Consider the following 16,961-nt stretch of genomic DNA (forward strand, 5'->3'; position numbering starts at 1 on the left):
TATCATTCAAGAAGATAAGCCGTGCGAAATTGTTACAGTGAAGAAAAGGGGGACAACATGAATTTGACAGAATCAAAAAAAACACTGGCGTTATCAGGGGTAGTACTGGGTATCGTTGCGGCGGCTTTGGCCTTCTTCGGAAACCCGAAGAATATGGCGATCTGCATTGCCTGCTTTATCCGTGACACGGCGGGGGCCATGAAATTACACCAGGCGGCGGTGGTGCAGTATGTGCGGCCTGAGATCGTCGGAATTGTGGTGGGAGCGTTTTTCATATCTCTGATCACAAAAGAATACCGCTCCACGGCAGGCTCTTCACCGATGATACGGTTTGTGCTGGGGATGATCATGATGATCGGCGCCCTTGTATTTCTGGGATGTCCGCTGCGTATGCTGATCCGTATGTCGGCAGGCGATTTGAACGCCTACGTGGCTCTGGTTGGCTTTGTGGGCGGCGTCTTTACCGGAACAGCCGCACTTAAGAAGGGCTTCAGTCTTGGAAGATCTTATGAATCAAGAAGCGTCAGCGGATACGTTCTGCCGGCCCTTTTGGTTATCGTACTGCTCTTGAGCGTGATGACGACCCTGATGGCAGTCAGCGAGAAGGGGCCGGGAAGTATGCACGCGCCGGTTCTCATTGCACTCGTGGGGGGGCTGGTATTCGGAGCGGTCTCACAGAAATGCCGGACCTGCTTTGCCGGAAGCTTTCGAGATGTGATTTTAATGAAAAACTTTGATTTGATTACGATTATCGGAGCATTTTTCGTAGTAATGCTACTCTTTAATATTGCAACCGGAGGGTTTAAGCTTTCCTTTGATGGGCAGCCGGTAGCCCATGCACAGCATTTGTGGAATATACTCGGTATGTATGTGGTTGGATTTGCAGCCGTCCTTGCAGGCGGGTGTCCCCTCAGACAGCTGGTGCTGGCGGGACAGGGATCTTCCGATTCCGCTGTTACCTTCCTGGGAATGTTCATAGGCGCGGCTCTCTGTCATAACTTTGGACTTGCCGGCGCGGCGGCAGCGGCAGCGACGGACGCTTCACCAGCGGTAGCCGGGGGTCCGGGAATGGCTGGAAAAGCAGCGGTTATCATCTGTATCGCGGTGCTGTTTGTAATTGGTTTTCTTCCGGGAATTCAGCGGGAGAAAAAATAGAAGATCAGAGATCAGAGGTTAGAGATTAGAGATCGGAGATCAGAAAGTGCAGAGAACAGATCAGGAGGAAACCCACATGTACGAAGTAGATGCAAGAGGCTTATCGTGTCCGGAACCGTTAATGCTGGTGTCGGATGCATTGAAATCCCATCCGGGAGAGAAATTGAAAGTTCTGGTGAGCGAGCCGCATTCCAGAACGAATATAGAGAAATTTGTTAAGAGTAGAGGACTCACAATGCTGGTAAAAGAGACTGGTTCGGAGTTCGAACTGACGATAGAAGGATAGAAATTAATGAGGCAAAAGGAAAATAAAGTGATTGTGACTTTCCACACAACGGCGGAAGCGATTGCGATGGAGAAAGCCTGTTTAAACGGCGGAATCCCGGGCCGCCTTATTCCGGTCCCGCGCCAGATTTCCTCCGGATGCGGATTGGCCTACTGTGCCGCCGCAGAGCTGGAGGAAATGGTTTTAAAATATATGAAGCAAAATGATATGCATTATGAGGAGGTTGGTGTGTATCTGATCTGAATCGATTCGATGGAAGCAAATGAGGCGGTTTGATGCGGAAAGCAGAGAGCAGAGAGCAGAAATCAGAAAGTAGAGATCAGAAATCATAAAACAACCAACAACCAACCAACAGCAATACCAGCGGTCAGATCTCTGACCGCTTTTTTTTTACTAATAATTTTTTAGATTTATAGAAAAAAGCTATAAGTATCCTCTCCGAATTGTATTCAAAATATCGACCCAGAAGACAGAAATAAAGAAAAATGCACAAAAATAAAAATGGTATTGACAAATAGTTGTACAATATGGTAGACTCAAACTGTCAGAGGTCAGAAAATTTAATAGAGATAAGTATTCAAAGAAACTTATATATGCTCATAATTGGTTGAGCGTTTCTACCAACTACCGTAATAGTTGTCTATAAGTTTTTGCATGACTGTCAGCACGATCAGTAAAGACTGCAAAAGACACCAGTCATGTGAAAATTATAGGGGTGACGGTGGTTTTTTTTTGAGGTAGAAGTCGTCCGGACGCGATTTTACAGCTGTCTCTCCTATAACAGGAATACGGAATAGGAGGGAAAATGGCCGGAGATAAGAATTTTGTACTGAAGGGAAACATCTGTTACAGCGAAGATGCAAAGAACTTAAAACTGGTAGAAGCCGGATGGCTCGTCTGCAGGGAGGGGCTGTGTGCCGGAGTTTTTGAGACACTGCCGGAGGAATACGCATCGTATCCGGTGACGGACTGCGGCGATCAGATCATCACACCAGGACTTGTAGACTTACATGTCCACGCACCGCAGTATGCGTTCCGCGGTCTGGGAATGGATTTAGAGCTTCTGGACTGGCTGAATACCAACACATTTCCGGAGGAGTCCAAGTACCGGGATTTAGAGTATGCGAAGAGCGCCTATGGAATTTTTGCTGATTCCATGAGGAGCAGTGCGACAACGAGAGCCTGTATTTTTGCAACCATCCACAATCAGGCGACAAAGCTTCTTATGGATCTCATGGAGGAAACCGGATTAAAGACCATGATCGGCAAGGTCAACATGGACCGGAACTCACCGGAGTACTTATGTGAAGAGAGTGCGGAGCAGTCCGTGGCCGACACGGTGAAGTGGCTGGAGGACACGGCGGATCAGTATGAGAACGTCCGTCCGATCCTGACACCAAGGTTCATTCCATCCTGTACGGATGAACTGATGAGGAAGCTAAAAGAGGTTCAGAAGAAGTATGACCTTCCGGTTCAGTCTCATTTGTCTGAGAATCAGGGCGAGATCGCATGGGTACAGGAGTTGTGCCCGGAGTCACGCTTCTACGGAGATGCTTACGATCAGTTTGGCCTGTTCGGCGGAGATGTGAAGACCATTATGGCCCACTGTGTATCCTCGACCGAAGAGGAAATCGAGTTAATGAGAGGACGCGGCGTATATGTCGCCCACTGTCCGGAATCCAATACGAACCTGTCATCTGGTGTTGCACCGGTGAGAACCTATCTGGACAAAGGCGTCAACGTGGGGCTTGGCTCTGACGTAGCCGGCGGAAGCAAGGAATCCATATTTTACGCCATGGCACACGCAGTCCAGGTATCCAAGCTGAGATGGAGATTACAGGATACCAGCTTAAAACCGCTTACCGTGGAAGAAGCATTCTATTTGGGAACCATGGGCGGCGGCTCATTCTTCGGAAAGGTTGGAAGCTTCATGGAAGGTTATGAGTTTGACGCTTTGATTCTCGACGACAGTGATATCCGCCATCCGCAGCCGCTTTCCCTGAAGGAGAGACTGGAGCGTTTCATCTATTTATCTGATGAGAGGCATATAAAAGGAAAGATCGTAGCGGGAAACAGAATTTTCTGATATAATAAAAGCAAAGTGTAAATTTAAAACTGAATATAGAATTTCGAGAAGTTACCATATACGAAAGAAACCCATATATACTGAGCTGCGTGGGGCTGCTCTGCTATATAAACGAAAATCATTCAACTATCAAGGAGGTAGGAAGTATGGAAACGAAGGGAAACGAGAACTTTTTTGAGAAAGTGTTCCACTTGTCGGAAAACCACACGGACGTCAAAACCGAAGTTGTAGCCGGTATTACCACATTTATGACCATGGCATACATACTCGCAGTAAACCCGAGCATCTTAAGTGCAACTGGTATGGACAGCGGCGCCATATTCACGGCAACTGCACTTGCAGCACTGGTAGCGACTCTGTTAATGGCAGCATTTGCAAACTATCCGTTTGTACTTGCACCAGGTATGGGATTAAATGCGTACTTTGCATACACCGTTGTTTTGAACATGGGTTACACCTGGGAGATGGCTCTGGCAGCTGTATTTGTAGAAGGTCTTATCTTCATTCTTCTGTCACTGACCAATGTGCGGGAAGCGATCTTCAACGCAATCCCGATGAACTTAAAACACGCGGTATCCGTAGGTATCGGTCTGTTCATCGCATTTATCGGCCTTCAGAACGCGAAAATCGTTGTGGACGGCGCCACACTTGTTTCTGTTTACTCCTTCAAGGGTGCTTTAACGGATGGAACCTTCAATTCCGTAGGAATTACAGTTTTATTAGCAATCATCGGTATTCTCATTACCGCAATTTTAGTTGTTAAGAATGTAAAGGGCAATATCTTATGGGGAATCCTGGCAACCTGGATTCTTGGCATGATCTGCCAGGCGGTCGGCTTATATCAGCCGAATCCGGAACTTGGCATGTACAGCGTATTCCCGGATTTATCCTCCGGTTTCGGTATCAAGAGCATGGCTCCGACGTTCTTCAAACTGGACTTCTCAAGAGTATTTTCCCTTGACTTCCTGGTAGTTATGTTCGCGTTCTTATTCGTCGATATGTTTGATACGCTGGGAACGTTAATCGGTGTAGCTTCCAAGGCCGATATGCTTGATAAAGACGGAAAGCTTCCGCATATCAAGGGCGCTTTGATGGCAGACGCTGTTGGTACATCCGTAGGCGCATTATTCGGTACTTCCACCACCACAACCTTCGTAGAGAGCGCTTCCGGCGTTTCCGAAGGCGGCAGAACAGGTTTAACGGCAGTAGTAGCAGCCATTTTATTCGGCTTATCCTTATTCCTGTCCCCGATCTTCTTAGCGATTCCGTCCTTTGCAACGGCACCGGCTCTCGTAGTAGTAGGATTCTTAATGCTTACTTCCATTACGAAGATCGACTTCAACGATTTTACAGAAGCAATTCCATGCTACATTGCAATCATCGCCATGCCGTTTATGTACAGCATTTCTGAAGGTATTGCCATGGGCGTTATCTCCTATGTAGTCATCAATCTGGTTACAGGTCACGCAAAGGAGAAGAAGATCAGTACGCTGATGTATGTTTTGGCGGTACTGTTTGTACTAAAATATATATTGATTTAATAATATATAGAGCAACTGAAAATAGCAACCTGAGCAAATCAGGAGAACCGGTCAGGTAGACATTGTCAAACGGGCTGGCGGCGACATCACTTTGATGGATGAAATTGTCCTGAAAAAGTCTCGTCGCTGCCAGCCTTTCTTATTTTTTAAGAACAGGAGCCGGCCGGGGCCTGATTAGCAGGAGAATAAAAGAAACAGGAGGTAGGATACCATGGGAGTTGGTAATAACATGGTCCGCGTTGACGCCATCGAGAAAGTGACCGGCGGCGCCAAATATACGGCGGATTTAGAACCAAAAGGACTTCTTGTGGCTAAGGTCGTAAGAAGCACAATTGCCAATGGTGTAGTAAAAAGCTTTGATTTGGAGGCAGCTCTGGCTGTGCCGGGAGTCGTCAAGATCGTTACGTGTTTTGACGTTCCGGATATTCAGTTCCCGACACCGGGACATCCCTGGTCTGTGGAAACCGCGCACCAGGATATTGCAGACAGAAAGCTGTTAAACACCAGAGTCCGCGTCTACGGTGACGACATCGCTGCGGTAATCGCAGAGGATGAGATCGCGGCAAGCCGTGCGGCGCGTCTGGTGAAGGTGGAGTATGAGGAGTACGAACCCATGCTTACCGTCGAGGCTGCCATGGCAGAAGGAGCCACGGTTCTTCACGAGGAGAAGCCGGGCAATATAATCGCCCATTCCAGCTTTGTAGTAGGGGAAGGAACCTATCAGGAGGCTGTGGAAGGAGAGGACGTGGTAGAGATCGATCATGTCTATGCGACGCAGAGCGTTCAGCACTGCCATATCGAGACTCCGATTTCCTTTGCCTACATGGAAAAGGGAAGGATTGTTGTGACGACTTCTACTCAGATTCCTCATATTGTACGCCGTGTCATCAGCCAGGCGCTGGGGATTCCGGCCGGTGAAATCCGCGTGATCAAGCCGTACATCGGCGGAGGATTCGGCAACAAGCAGGACGTCCTTTATGAACCGTTAAATGCGTTCCTCTGCACCCAGGTGGGCGGAAGAGGCGTCCGTATGGAGATTTCCAGGGAAGAGACGCTGGCCTGCACGAGAGTGCGTCATGCCATCAAGCTGCACGTGAAGGCGGCAGTGAGAAAGGATGGAACGCTGGTAGCGAGAAAGCTGGAGGCATACTCCAACCAGGGCGGTTACGCTTCTCACGCCCACGCCATTGTGGCAAACACATCCAATGAGTTCAAGCAGATTTACCACGACGAGAAGACGCTGGAATCCGACGCTTACACTGTCTATACGAATATTGCCACGGGCGGCGCCATGAGAGGTTACGGAATTCCGCAGGCTGCATTTGCGGCGGAGTGTATGGCCGATGATCTGGCTGTGGCCGTTCATATGGACCCGCTGGAATTCAGAATGAAAAACTGCATGCCGGAGGGCTATGTGGATCCCCATACCCACGTTGCATGTAATACATACGGCTTAAAGGAATGTATGGAAAAAGGCCGGAGCTATATTCATTGGGATGAAAAACGGAAAGAGTATGAGAACCAGACCGGTCCTGTCAGAAAAGGAATCGGAATGGCGATCTTCTGCTATAAGACAGGCGTTTACCCGATCTCTCTGGAAACCGCTTCCTGCCGTATGGTTTTAAATCAGGATGGCTCCATGCAGCTGCAGATGGGCGCTACGGAGATCGGACAGGGCGCGGATACCGTATTTACCCAGATGGCCGCGGAGACCACTGGTATTACGGAGGACAAAGTTCATATTCTCTCCACGCAGGATACCGATATTACACCGTTTGATACGGGCGCTTACGCATCCCGCCAGACGTATGTCAGCGGTATGGCCGTGAAGAAGGCCGGACTCATTTTCAAGGACAGAATCCTGGATTATGCGGCATATATGCTGGATAAAGAGAAAGACACCATGGATATCCAGAATAACGTGGTAGTCGATAAGGAGAGCAGGGAGAAGCTTCTCGATATGGCGGAGCTTGCAACGACGGCGTTCTATAGCCTCGACCGCTCGATCCACATCACCGCGGAGGCGACCAGCCACTGCAAGGATAATACTTTTGCAACGGGCGCCTGCTTCGCAGAGGTGGAAGTGGATATGCCTCTCGGCAAGGTGAAGGTGACCAACATTGTCAATGTTCACGACAGCGGCAAGCTGATCAACCCGAAGCTGGCTGAGGCACAGGTTCACGGCGGCATGAGCATGGGACTTGGATACGCGCTCAGTGAAGAACTCCTCTTTGATAAGAGCGGCAGGCCGCTAAATGACAACCTGCTGGATTACAAACTGCCTACCTCCATGGACACGCCGGATCTCCACGTGCAATTTGTGGAACTGGACGATCCGACGGGTCCATTTGGAAATAAAGCGTTAGGTGAGCCGCCGGCTATTCCGGTCGCACCGGCCATCCGGAACGCAGTGTTAAACGCAACTGGTGTAGCGGTAGATTCCCTGCCTCTTGACCCGCAGAAGCTTGTGGCTCATTTTAAGGCAGCGGAACTGATTTAGAAGGGACGGTGATATTCCATGTATGATATTGAAAAATTATACCAGGCAAAAGATATAGGGGATGCGATCCGTGCCTTAAAGGAAGACCCCGAGGCCGTCGTCATTTCCGGCGGCAGCGACGTGCTCATTAAGGTCAGGGAAGGCAAGCTTGCCGGATGCTCCCTGGTCAGCATTCACGGAATCAAAGAACTGGAAGGTGTGAGAATGGAAGAGGACGGCACCATCGTCATCGGTCCGGCGACCACATTTTCCCATGTAACCAATAACAGGATTATTCAGAAATATATCCCGATTTTAGGGGATGCCGTGGACCAGGCAGGCGGACCGCAGCTGCGCAACATCGGTACGGTGGGCGGCAATGTCTGTAACGGTGTGACCAGTGCGGACAGCGCGTCATCCTTCTGCTGCCTCGACGCGGTCTTAGTCGTCGAAGGACCGGAGGGAGTGCGGGAGATTCCGATCCGCGAGTGGTATACCGGCCCTGGAAAGACGGTAAGACAGCACGACGAGATACTGACTGCCATCCGGATCCGCAAGGAGTCCTACGAGGGCTTTGGCGGCCATTACATCAAGTATGGCAAGAGAAACGCCATGGAGATCGCTACCATGGGCTGCGCGGTCACAGTAAAGCTGACCGAAGATAAGAAGCACATCGAAGAAATGCACATCGGCTACGGCGTCGCCGCTCCGACCCCGATCCGCTGCTTTAAGGCAGAGGAAAAGGTGAAAGGCATGGAAATCGGAAACGAGCTGTTTGAGACGCTGGGCAAGAGCGTTCTGGAGGAAGTTAATCCGCGTACCAGCTGGAGAGCTTCCAAGGAATTCCGTTTACAGCTCATCGAAGAGATGGCAAAACGTGCCCTGAAACAGGCGATTATAAATGCAGGGGGTGAATGCGATGCTTAAGATTGTTCATATGATTGTTAACGACAAAGAGGTCGAGGTGGCGGTAGACGACAGGGAATCCTTACTGGAGACGCTGAGGGACCGTCTGGGCCTTACCAGCGTGAAGAAAGGCTGTGAGGTCGGAGAGTGCGGCGCCTGTACCGTCTTGGTGGACGGCGAGGCCATCGACAGCTGTATCTACTTAACCATGTGGGCGGAAGGACGCCGGATCATGACGGTAGAGGGCTTAAAAGGTCCTAACGGCGAGCTGAGCACGATCCAGAAGGCATTTGTGGAAGAAGCGGCCGTGCAGTGCGGCTTCTGTACGCCGGGTCTGATCATGACCGCGGTGGAGATTGTGGGAACCGGAAAACGGTACAACCGTGAGGAATTGAGAAAGATGATATCCGGCCATCTCTGCCGGTGTACGGGATATGAAAATATCTTAAACGCCATGGAGAGAATCGTGGAAGAGACTTATAAGGTGGTTGGCAAAGAGGATTAAAGGGAGAAGCGTGTTACTGTTTTCATAGAGCTTCATTATGTTTTGGATTGTTTCGAAGAGAGAAAAAGCCGGAGCGGCGACATTTGGGAGAGTGTCGCCGCTCCGGCTTTTTGGGTGAGGTGAGGTGCGGAGAAGGGGAAGATTGGATTGTTGGGGGGATATTTAGATCTGTTTCGGAAAAATGATGCGGAAGCAGACTGTCAGACGCGGCATTTCTATGGTATGATAGATGAAACTTAAGTGACACATTTAAGAAAACGAGGACAGAGCGCATGGAAGACGGGCTGAGAACCGTGATGAAAGAATACATCGATCAGGTAGACGACGTTTGCCTTCGTTTGCTGGATGGTCTCTGCCTGAAATCCAAAGCGGATTTTCTGTGCAGCAGAAAGCTGCGCTGGGGCATCGAGTATGAGACCAATGGAACGAAGTATCTGCTTTATGGGGCCGGATGCCGGGCCTGTGACGGGGAACGGTATCTGGACTGGAATTTTGGCTATGGAAGCAGATGGTGTGGAATAGACCCGTGGCTTCTCGCCAGGACGCTGGAATATAACTGGGATCCGCATACAGAATACTACGACGGAAACCGAGTGAAAGCGGAATGTGAACAGGCGGTATCGCTTGGCGAAATGTATCAGAAGCACAATCTCTATTACTTCACAATTCCTGCCAGCGAAACCTTTGAACCACAGTTTCCCAAAGAATTTGATACTCTGATCGTGGAACATTTTGAGGACCGATGGGTGATCCCGAGGAACCGGATGGTTGAGCGCTTCTTAAGAAAGAGCAGAAGGGTGTACAAGGAAATCGGCAGCAGCCTGAATAAATATACACTGAGATTCATGCTGGACGGGAAAGAGACCGGTACATTTTTGTACGATGATATCTGTTATCCGGAGCGTGCGGTGACGATTATGAGAGAAATTCTGATCAACTTCGGGAGCGATACAGACAAACCACAGAGAATGGAGAACAGATGAAATATTTAATATACGGAGCAGGAACGATTGGAATAACCTATGGATGGCTGCTGTCTCAGAATCACGAGATCGACCTGCTGGTGAAGCCGGAGCACTATGAAGAACTGTCTGGAGGAGTGGTTTTATCCGTTAAGGACTTGAGGAAGAAGGCCTCCTCTTACGAGAACGTGACTTTTTATCCCAGCTGTGTGACGGAAGTGACAGACCATTACGACGGGCTCCTGGTAACTGTTAACCGGTGTCAGCTGGCGGGCGTTCTGCCCCGGCTTTCAGAGCTGGCTGAACATACAAAATATTTTGCATTTATGCAGAATAACTGGAATATTCAGGCGGAGATCGAGGCGTACTTATCGGCGGATCAGTATCTGATTGCGTTCCCTTCCAGCACGGGAGGCGGCCGCGATGAAGCCGGCTTAAAGATCATTCTCTTCGATGAGGCAGTAAGGCTGGGCGGAAAATGCCGGGCCGGGCTTGGCGACATACAGACAGCGCTGAATCAGTCCGGGATTCGTACGGTGTTCGATAAAAATATCTTTGACTGGATGAAGGTCCACTATTTGCAGCAGTCTGTTACGGCGGGCGCTGTGCTGGAATGCGGGGGTTACGGCTCATTTGCGAGTGACTATCAGGCCGTCAAAAAGGTGGTCAAGGCGTTTCGGGAGGGGATCAGTGTGTGCCGGATGCAGGGAGTCGATACGAATAAGACATTTCCGGCCGGCCTGTTCAAACTCCCGACGTTTGTGGCAGCCCATATCATGCAGAACATGTTTTTAGAGACCAACACCAGGGAGATGGTGGAAAACCATATGAAGAAGGGGCTTCCGGAATGGGCGGCGGGCTACCAGGAGATATTAAACGCCGGAACGTGCTGCGGCCTGCCTATGACGGTATGGAGATCGTACGATGAGGCGGTGGAAAAGTACTGCCTGGAACAGACCTTGAAATGTTAAAAATGCACAAAAAACAGACGAATTTTTTATTAGTTTATACAGATTGCAGGAAATGAGACTGTCTGCTATACTAACACACAGTAAGAATTGCACCTTGATAAGTACATCTCTATATGGCTGTTTAAAACATAGCTGGGTTCACGCGGCATATTTTCTCCCAATTTATATTCGGCGGCATTACTCTTGACGATATGAAGGGACGAATCGTGAGCGTCCCTGTCCGCCAGCAGTATACCAGAAGTATAGTTGTATGAAACAATGCATATTTTTACGTAAAAAATTCAGGAGGAATTGAAATGGCAGAAACTCTATTGATGAAAAACGTAAAGTATCTTGTGACATGTGACGACAACGACAGGTTTATGACGGATATTAACATGCTGGTGACAGATGGGGTAATTACCTACATTGGAACAGAAGAAAAAACAGCTGATAAAATAATTGATGCGTCCCGGATGGTTGTCTATCCGGGACTTATTAATTCCCATCATCATTTATATCAAACCTTCACAAGAAATCTTCCACAGGTACAAAACATGGAACTCTTTCCATGGCTGAAAACTTTATATGAGATATGGAAGGGCATCGACGGCGACAGTGTCTACTACAGCTCCTTAACCGGAATGGGGGAACTGTTAAAGACTGGCTGCACGACGTGCTTAGACCATCACTACGTGTTTCCGGAGCACAGCGCCGGAGCACTTCTTGACGCGCAGTTTGCGGCGGCGGACGCTCTGGGAATCCGAATGGCGGCCACGCGGGGCAGCATGGATTTGAGTGTGAAGGACGGGGGACTGCCTCCGGACAGCGTGGTTCAGACGATCGATGAGATTTTAAGGGATTCGCAGGCGGTGGTTGAGAAGTATCATGATTCTTCCAGGTATTCCATGCACACCGTTGCGCTGGCGCCCTGTTCGCCGTTCAGCGTGACCGGCGGCCTCTTAAGAGAATCAGCGGTCCTGGCCCGTAGCCTGGGAGTCCGCCTCCATACGCACCTGGCGGAGACGAAGGACGAGGAGGCGTTCACCCTGGAGCATTACGGCATGCGTCCGCTGGCCTATATGGAGAGCCTGGGATGGATCGGAGACGATGTCTGGTATGCTCATGGAATCCATTTTAACACAGAGGAACTGGAACTTCTGGCAGCGACGGGGACTGGAGTGGCCCACTGCCCTGTCTCCAACATGAAGCTTTCCTCCGGCATTGCCAGAATCCCGGAAATGCTGCGGCTGGGAGTGAAAACCGGACTGGCCGTAGACGGAAGCGCCAGCAACGACGGCTCCAATATGCTGGAGGAGATGCGGGTGGCCTATCTGCTTCACCGCCTGAATTCCAGCAGTGAGGCTCCTTCCGGTTACGATATCCTTAAGATGGCTTCGAGAGGGAGCGCATCGATTCTCGGACGAGAGGAACTGGGACATTTAGCCGAGGGGATGGCGGCGGATTTCTTTGCCATATCCCTGGACCGCATCGAGCTGGTCGGCGGACAATACGACCCGAAATCACTGCTGTCCTGCATCGGATTCAAAGGTGCTGTGGATTACACGGTTGTGAACGGGAAGGTCGTGGTAGAGCAGGGCCGTCTCGTCAATGTGGAAGAGGAAAAGATCGTATCGAAGGCCAACGCGGCTGTGGAAAAACTTCTGAATATAAAGTGAGGATCGTGAGATGAATGAGAAAAGAAATGCTTCGGTTTTTGATTTAAATGGAATACCCAAAATGTCCCAGACACTGCCCCTGGCGCTCCAGCATGTGGTTGCCATGATCGTAGGCTGTGTGACGCCGGCCATCATCGTCGCGGGAGTGACAGGCGCCAGCCGGGAGGACCAGATTATCCTGATCCAGGCGGCGCTGCTCATATCCGCGGTTGCGACGCTGATCCAAGTGTTTCCTGTCCATAAATACTGCGGCTCCGGCCTTCCTGTCATTATGGGCGCCAGCTTTGCATACATACCCATGCTGATATCGCTGGGAAGCCGGTTTGACCTGCCCACCATTTTCGGCGCGCAGCTGGTGGGCGGCGCGGTTGCGATCCTGGTCGGTGTCTTCTATAAGAAGATCAACGCGCTGTTTCCTCCCATTGTGACGGGAACTGTGGTCTTTACGATTGGTCTGTCCCTGTATCCGACGGCGGTGAATTACATGGCAGGCGGCACGGGAGCGGCGGATTTTGGAAGCCCTCTTAACTGGGCAATCGCACTTTTTACGCTGGGCGTCGTACTTTTCTGCAATCACTTTACGAAAGGGATCACGAAAATGGCATCGATCCTGATCGGGATGGCCTGCGGCTACGTTCTGGCCCTTGTGCTGGGAAAGGTTTCCTTCGCCCCTGTAGCGGAGGCGGGATGGTTTCAGATCACGACACCGCTGCATTTTGGCATTAAATTTGAACTCACCTCGATCATATCGATGACAATCATGTGTATTGTGGGATCGGTAGAGGCAATCGGGGACTTTACCTCCACAGCGGGCGGCGGCCTGGACTGGGAGGCAACGGAGAATGAGATGTGCGGAGGGATAATCGGGAATGGAATCGCCTGCATTCTGGGCGGTCTGTTTGGCGGAATCCCCACGGCGACATTCAGCCAGAATGTGGGAATTGTTATTATGACAAAGGTGGTAAACCGGTTTGTGATCGGTACGGCGGCTGTTATCATCCTTCTGGCCGGATTTATTCCGAAGTTCGCCTCGCTGCTTACGACCATCCCCTCCTGCGTGCTGGGCGGCGCGACGTTGTCCGTCTTTGCCATGATCGCCATGACAGGAATCAAGCTGATCGTGAAGGAAGAGCTGACCGCCCGCACCATCTCAATCGTGGGCCTGTCCGTTGCCGTCGGTATCGGCGTAATCCAGGCTCCGGGTTGTCTGGGACTGTTCCCGGATTGGGCCAGAACCATATTTGGGGAATCGGCGGTTGTGATGTCCAGTATTATGTCGATTGCACTGAATCTGATCCTTCCGAGGGAAGAGGCGGAAGCGGAAGAGTTGGTGTATGAGGCAGAACGTGTTTAAGGAGCTTTCGTTTTGCTTGGAAAATGTGATTTTTTTCTTTGAGTAGTGTGGCATAAAAAACGCCTTTTACATAACGAATAGGACATAACGTATAAAGCCGTCTTCTTGAGTTTCCGCAAATTGTAATTGAAAAATGAATATAGTAATCAAAGGTGCCAATCTGCCGTTTTTTGAAATGCTGGCGAGTGGCAGAATAATGAGTAGAGGCACTTTAACAAGCCCCGCCGGAACCGGACTTTGGGAGATTTATTCTTTTATCTATTTAAGCGGTCAGCTTAAGGCTGAGTTGACGGTATGCAGGACGTTTTGTCCTGAACCAGAGTCTGACGCCCTCTTTTGCATACGACAGTATGCCGGAGATCCCTTTTGCCAGCCGATAATAGCAGAAATGCACTTTTTCTTTCACCGGATCTGCTGTCTTTATAATGGAAACCTTAAGGGCATTCGTCTCTGATTTCATGGTGATCTGTGCAAGGAATGCCATGCATAAGGTAATATAAAAATTTAATGCGTTTATGGCTTTGAGTTTTCTTACCCTGAAATTTTCAAACTGGAACATCTGTTTTTTACACCGGAAATATTCTTCGATCCGCCACCTGGAAAAGTATTGCTTTGCTACAGCGATCACATCCTCTTTTGAACGGATTGGTTTATTTGTGGCAAGCATCATAGGATGCTCTGTGATACCATAAACCAGCACCAGATAAATGTCCTTTCTGGAGGCGGTGATCTGTACCTTCACATGGGAAAGATAAGCTTCGTGTTCTTTTCCTTTATAAAATAGAGGGAGTTTTACTTTTCCTTTCCTACGGTTACGCAGCTCCGTTGCAAAAGTCCATTTATTATGGTAGAGCAGCTTACGTTTGGCAGTAAGGCGTATGACATAGTCCTGTCCCATGGAATCCAGCTTGAGAAACATCTTGTTATCATCATAGCCACGGTCCATGACAAAAGTCGCTTTTCCAAACAGGGAATTGGCCCGCTCCATAGCGGAGAATGTGACATCGTTAATGGAGGTAAAGTTTTTTTCACTGGAAGAATGGATCTCGGAAAAGAGACTAAGCGGATGATTGTTGTTGGTAAGGACCGTGGCTTCGGTAACATGATAGCCCTTTTTATAGAGATTTTTTGTGGCAGTGCTTTCGGAACCATCACGTACCCATCCAAGCGATTCAAATTTGTAACCATCAGGCTTGACAACATCACTGTCGTCGATATGGATAACGGGCTGAGCAGGACACCATTTTTTAACCTGTGTGAGGTAAGCTTTCAGAGCTTCCCGGGGAGTCCCCTTGGCAAGATGGTGTGAAAGGCGGTCAACAATGTTGATTTTTTTGGAAGTTTCATGGAGCTGGTCAACAATATCCGTAAGTAGGCAGCTTTTGGAAGCGAGGATACCATAATTCATTTCAGCAATAAATTTGCGTTCCGGTTTAGGAAGCTTTCTTGAAAAATTATTTGAAAAAGTTAAAATTTCCCGTTTCATTTGGTAAGTATTTGATGTAAAATAAGCCATAAGGAATCCCCTTTCTTTTTGTTTAGTAAGATTTTTGTTTGGTAGCTTAATTTTACATCAAAAAGGGATAGGATTCCTTATATTTTGGGCATTTTTTTAAAGTTGTATATAAGTATAAACAGTAATGGTGCTTCTGTGGACAGAACTGCGGAAACTCGAGAGCCGTCTTGTATTGACAAGGCGGCTTTATACAGTTCTCATCGGCAGCAAATGTGGATTCGAGGACCTGGAGCGTTGCAGAATTCACCGAAACTTACGCCCTGGTATGCCCCAATGCAATAAGCTTGTATGCGATCGATAGAGATTCCTTTACTTCTCGATATTACCGTTCAGCCTGATGATTTCCTGACGCAGGCGCTCCAGCTCATCGTCTTTCCGTTCCAGCTCATCATCTTTCCGTTCAAGTTCATTATCTTTCCGTTCCAACGCTTCTGCAAGTCTTCTGATCTCTTCCTGCTGTTCCTCAATCATCAGTTCCACTGTGTTCTTATCATACATGGCCAGCGTCTCATTGTACATCGCAATCAACTCCTACGGTTCCCTCTGAAATGCAGCTATTTCTTTGTATAGTTCCAGAAAAGCGGGATACGTCTCAATCACTCGTTTTATGTCTTCTGGTTCATCCGTGCTCAAAAAATACAGCCACGCATCCAGCTCTTTATCTATATTGTGAGTGATTTCCTTAAAAATGTCAAGCGCTATAAAGATATATTCCTGCAGCAGATTCAGCTCCAGTCCTGTGTCAAATTTTTGACTGGAGCGATGGATGTACTGGTCCGGAACCTTATGAAATTCAGACGAACTGTTCTCCACCAATACGATCGTATAGACCTTCTGGAGGTCGCGGTATGAAAACTTTTTCTTCTTCCTGCTCTTTTGCCGGTCATATTGACGAATGACCAGATCCGAGGAATAGCAGGCGCTTCTCTGTCCAGGAAAGCGGTATCCCACCTTCTGAATCTCCACATTGGCCAACGCACCGTTTTCCAGTTCCACAACGATATCCATGATGATTAACGACGCCTCGGCCGCCAGACGTCTGGACTGGGAAGGCAGAACCTGTTTTACCGTTACTTTCTGTCCAATAATAACCGTCAGCAGGCGGGACAATCGTTCCCCGTGAAGTACGGGATCAAATATGTGTTTAAAAAACGGGTCATATGTGATCTTTACCCCTTTTGCGCCCCTGACAATGTCAAAAATCTCCCTTTTGTAGTCTTCGGTCAGGTTTAAATACTCTTCATAGGCCGGCGACGTCTCCAGAATTCTTAGAGCCTCCTTTTCGGGCAGCACAATACCGCCCATACCGTTAGACAGATACTCTGTGTTTTTCATACGCATGATCTCCTTTTTCAGATGTGTTTGAGTGAATAGATTGGCGAAATGCCAGATAATCAGAATGAACGGAAGAGGTTCCGCTCATAAAGTGAATGTATTTATTATAGCAGAGTAACAGGGAAAATGGAACAGAAAGATTAGAAATAATGCCCGGGAGTTTGACAGTTGAATATTAAGAAAAATACTTGCAGGCTGCATAAAGCC

Annotated in this window: 15 protein-coding genes and 1 riboswitch; of the genes, 12 read left to right on the forward strand and 3 right to left on the reverse strand. The window is 48.9% G+C overall.

All coding sequences use genetic code 11. The features are described 5' to 3' along the window. Positions 1-57: 57 nt before the first annotated feature. The 12 genes from yedE to ACLTD4_RS21820 all read left to right on the forward strand — a co-directional run bounded on the left by yedE (position 58) and on the right by ACLTD4_RS21820 (position 13,903). Positions 58-1,155 carry a YedE family putative selenium transporter gene (gene yedE, locus ACLTD4_RS21765; RefSeq protein WP_117621222.1) on the forward strand — a complete coding sequence of 366 codons (1,098 nt, stop codon included), beginning with the start codon at positions 58-60 and terminating at the stop codon, positions 1,153-1,155. 76 nt (positions 1,156-1,231) lie between these two features. Continuing rightward, positions 1,232-1,441, forward strand: a complete 210-nt coding sequence (locus tag ACLTD4_RS21770) for a sulfurtransferase TusA family protein (RefSeq protein ID WP_117621221.1) — start codon at positions 1,232-1,234, stop codon at positions 1,439-1,441. A 6-nt stretch (positions 1,442-1,447) separates the two neighbouring features. Beyond that, the gene (locus ACLTD4_RS21775) at positions 1,448-1,684 is read left to right on the forward strand and encodes a DUF3343 domain-containing protein (RefSeq protein ID WP_117621220.1); all 237 of its coding nucleotides are present in this window, start codon (positions 1,448-1,450) and stop codon (positions 1,682-1,684) included. A 324-nt stretch (positions 1,685-2,008) separates the two neighbouring features. Next, positions 2,009-2,104: riboswitch (purine riboswitch) on the forward strand. Between the two features lie 142 nt (positions 2,105-2,246). Further along, complete coding sequence (locus ACLTD4_RS21780; RefSeq protein WP_412331559.1) at positions 2,247-3,527, forward strand: amidohydrolase family protein; 1,281 nt, start codon at positions 2,247-2,249, stop codon at positions 3,525-3,527. Between the two features lie 146 nt (positions 3,528-3,673). Next, the gene (locus ACLTD4_RS21785; RefSeq protein WP_055659381.1) at positions 3,674-5,068 is read left to right on the forward strand and encodes an NCS2 family permease; all 1,395 of its coding nucleotides are present in this window, start codon (positions 3,674-3,676) and stop codon (positions 5,066-5,068) included. Positions 5,069-5,279: 211 nt separating this feature from the next. Then, positions 5,280-7,568 carry a xanthine dehydrogenase subunit XdhA gene (gene xdhA, locus ACLTD4_RS21790; protein WP_117621218.1) on the forward strand — a complete coding sequence of 763 codons (2,289 nt, stop codon included), beginning with the start codon at positions 5,280-5,282 and terminating at the stop codon, positions 7,566-7,568. 18 nt (positions 7,569-7,586) lie between these two features. Continuing rightward, positions 7,587-8,474, forward strand: coding sequence for a xanthine dehydrogenase subunit XdhB (xdhB, locus tag ACLTD4_RS21795; RefSeq protein WP_002602681.1), 888 nt, complete (start codon positions 7,587-7,589; stop codon positions 8,472-8,474). Continuing rightward, the gene (gene xdhC / locus ACLTD4_RS21800; protein WP_002602682.1) at positions 8,467-8,958 is read left to right on the forward strand and encodes a xanthine dehydrogenase subunit XdhC; all 492 of its coding nucleotides are present in this window, start codon (positions 8,467-8,469) and stop codon (positions 8,956-8,958) included. Before xdhB ends, xdhC begins: the two co-directional genes overlap by 8 nt. 272 nt (positions 8,959-9,230) lie before the next feature. Further along, a complete protein-coding gene (locus ACLTD4_RS21805; protein ID WP_117621217.1) occupies positions 9,231-9,941 on the forward strand; it encodes a DUF6896 domain-containing protein in 711 nt (236 codons plus the stop codon). Next, positions 9,938-10,891 carry a ketopantoate reductase family protein gene (locus tag ACLTD4_RS21810; protein ID WP_117621216.1) on the forward strand — a complete coding sequence of 318 codons (954 nt, stop codon included), beginning with the start codon at positions 9,938-9,940 and terminating at the stop codon, positions 10,889-10,891. Before ACLTD4_RS21805 ends, ACLTD4_RS21810 begins: the two co-directional genes overlap by 4 nt. Positions 10,892-11,187: 296 nt before the next feature. Next, complete coding sequence (locus tag ACLTD4_RS21815; protein WP_055659372.1) at positions 11,188-12,549, forward strand: 8-oxoguanine deaminase; 1,362 nt, start codon at positions 11,188-11,190, stop codon at positions 12,547-12,549. A gap of 10 nt (positions 12,550-12,559) precedes the next feature. Then, positions 12,560-13,903, forward strand: coding sequence for a uracil-xanthine permease family protein (locus ACLTD4_RS21820; protein WP_117621215.1), 1,344 nt, complete (start codon positions 12,560-12,562; stop codon positions 13,901-13,903). Between the two features lie 262 nt (positions 13,904-14,165). Here the strand turns inward: ACLTD4_RS21820 and ACLTD4_RS21825 are convergent, their stop codons facing one another. The 3 genes from ACLTD4_RS21825 to ACLTD4_RS21835 form a co-directional block, all read right to left on the reverse strand. Continuing rightward, complete coding sequence (locus ACLTD4_RS21825; protein ID WP_412331131.1) at positions 14,166-15,419, reverse strand: transposase; 1,254 nt, start codon at positions 15,417-15,419, stop codon at positions 14,166-14,168. 309 nt (positions 15,420-15,728) lie between these two features. Then, the gene (locus tag ACLTD4_RS21830) at positions 15,729-15,938 is read right to left on the reverse strand and encodes a hypothetical protein (protein ID WP_117624624.1); all 210 of its coding nucleotides are present in this window, start codon (positions 15,936-15,938) and stop codon (positions 15,729-15,731) included. A 12-nt stretch (positions 15,939-15,950) separates the two neighbouring features. Next, the gene (locus tag ACLTD4_RS21835; protein WP_181988759.1) at positions 15,951-16,754 is read right to left on the reverse strand and encodes a PD-(D/E)XK nuclease family transposase; all 804 of its coding nucleotides are present in this window, start codon (positions 16,752-16,754) and stop codon (positions 15,951-15,953) included. Positions 16,755-16,961 lie beyond the last annotated feature (207 nt).

It is taken from the genome of Hungatella sp. (genome assembly GCF_046966825.1).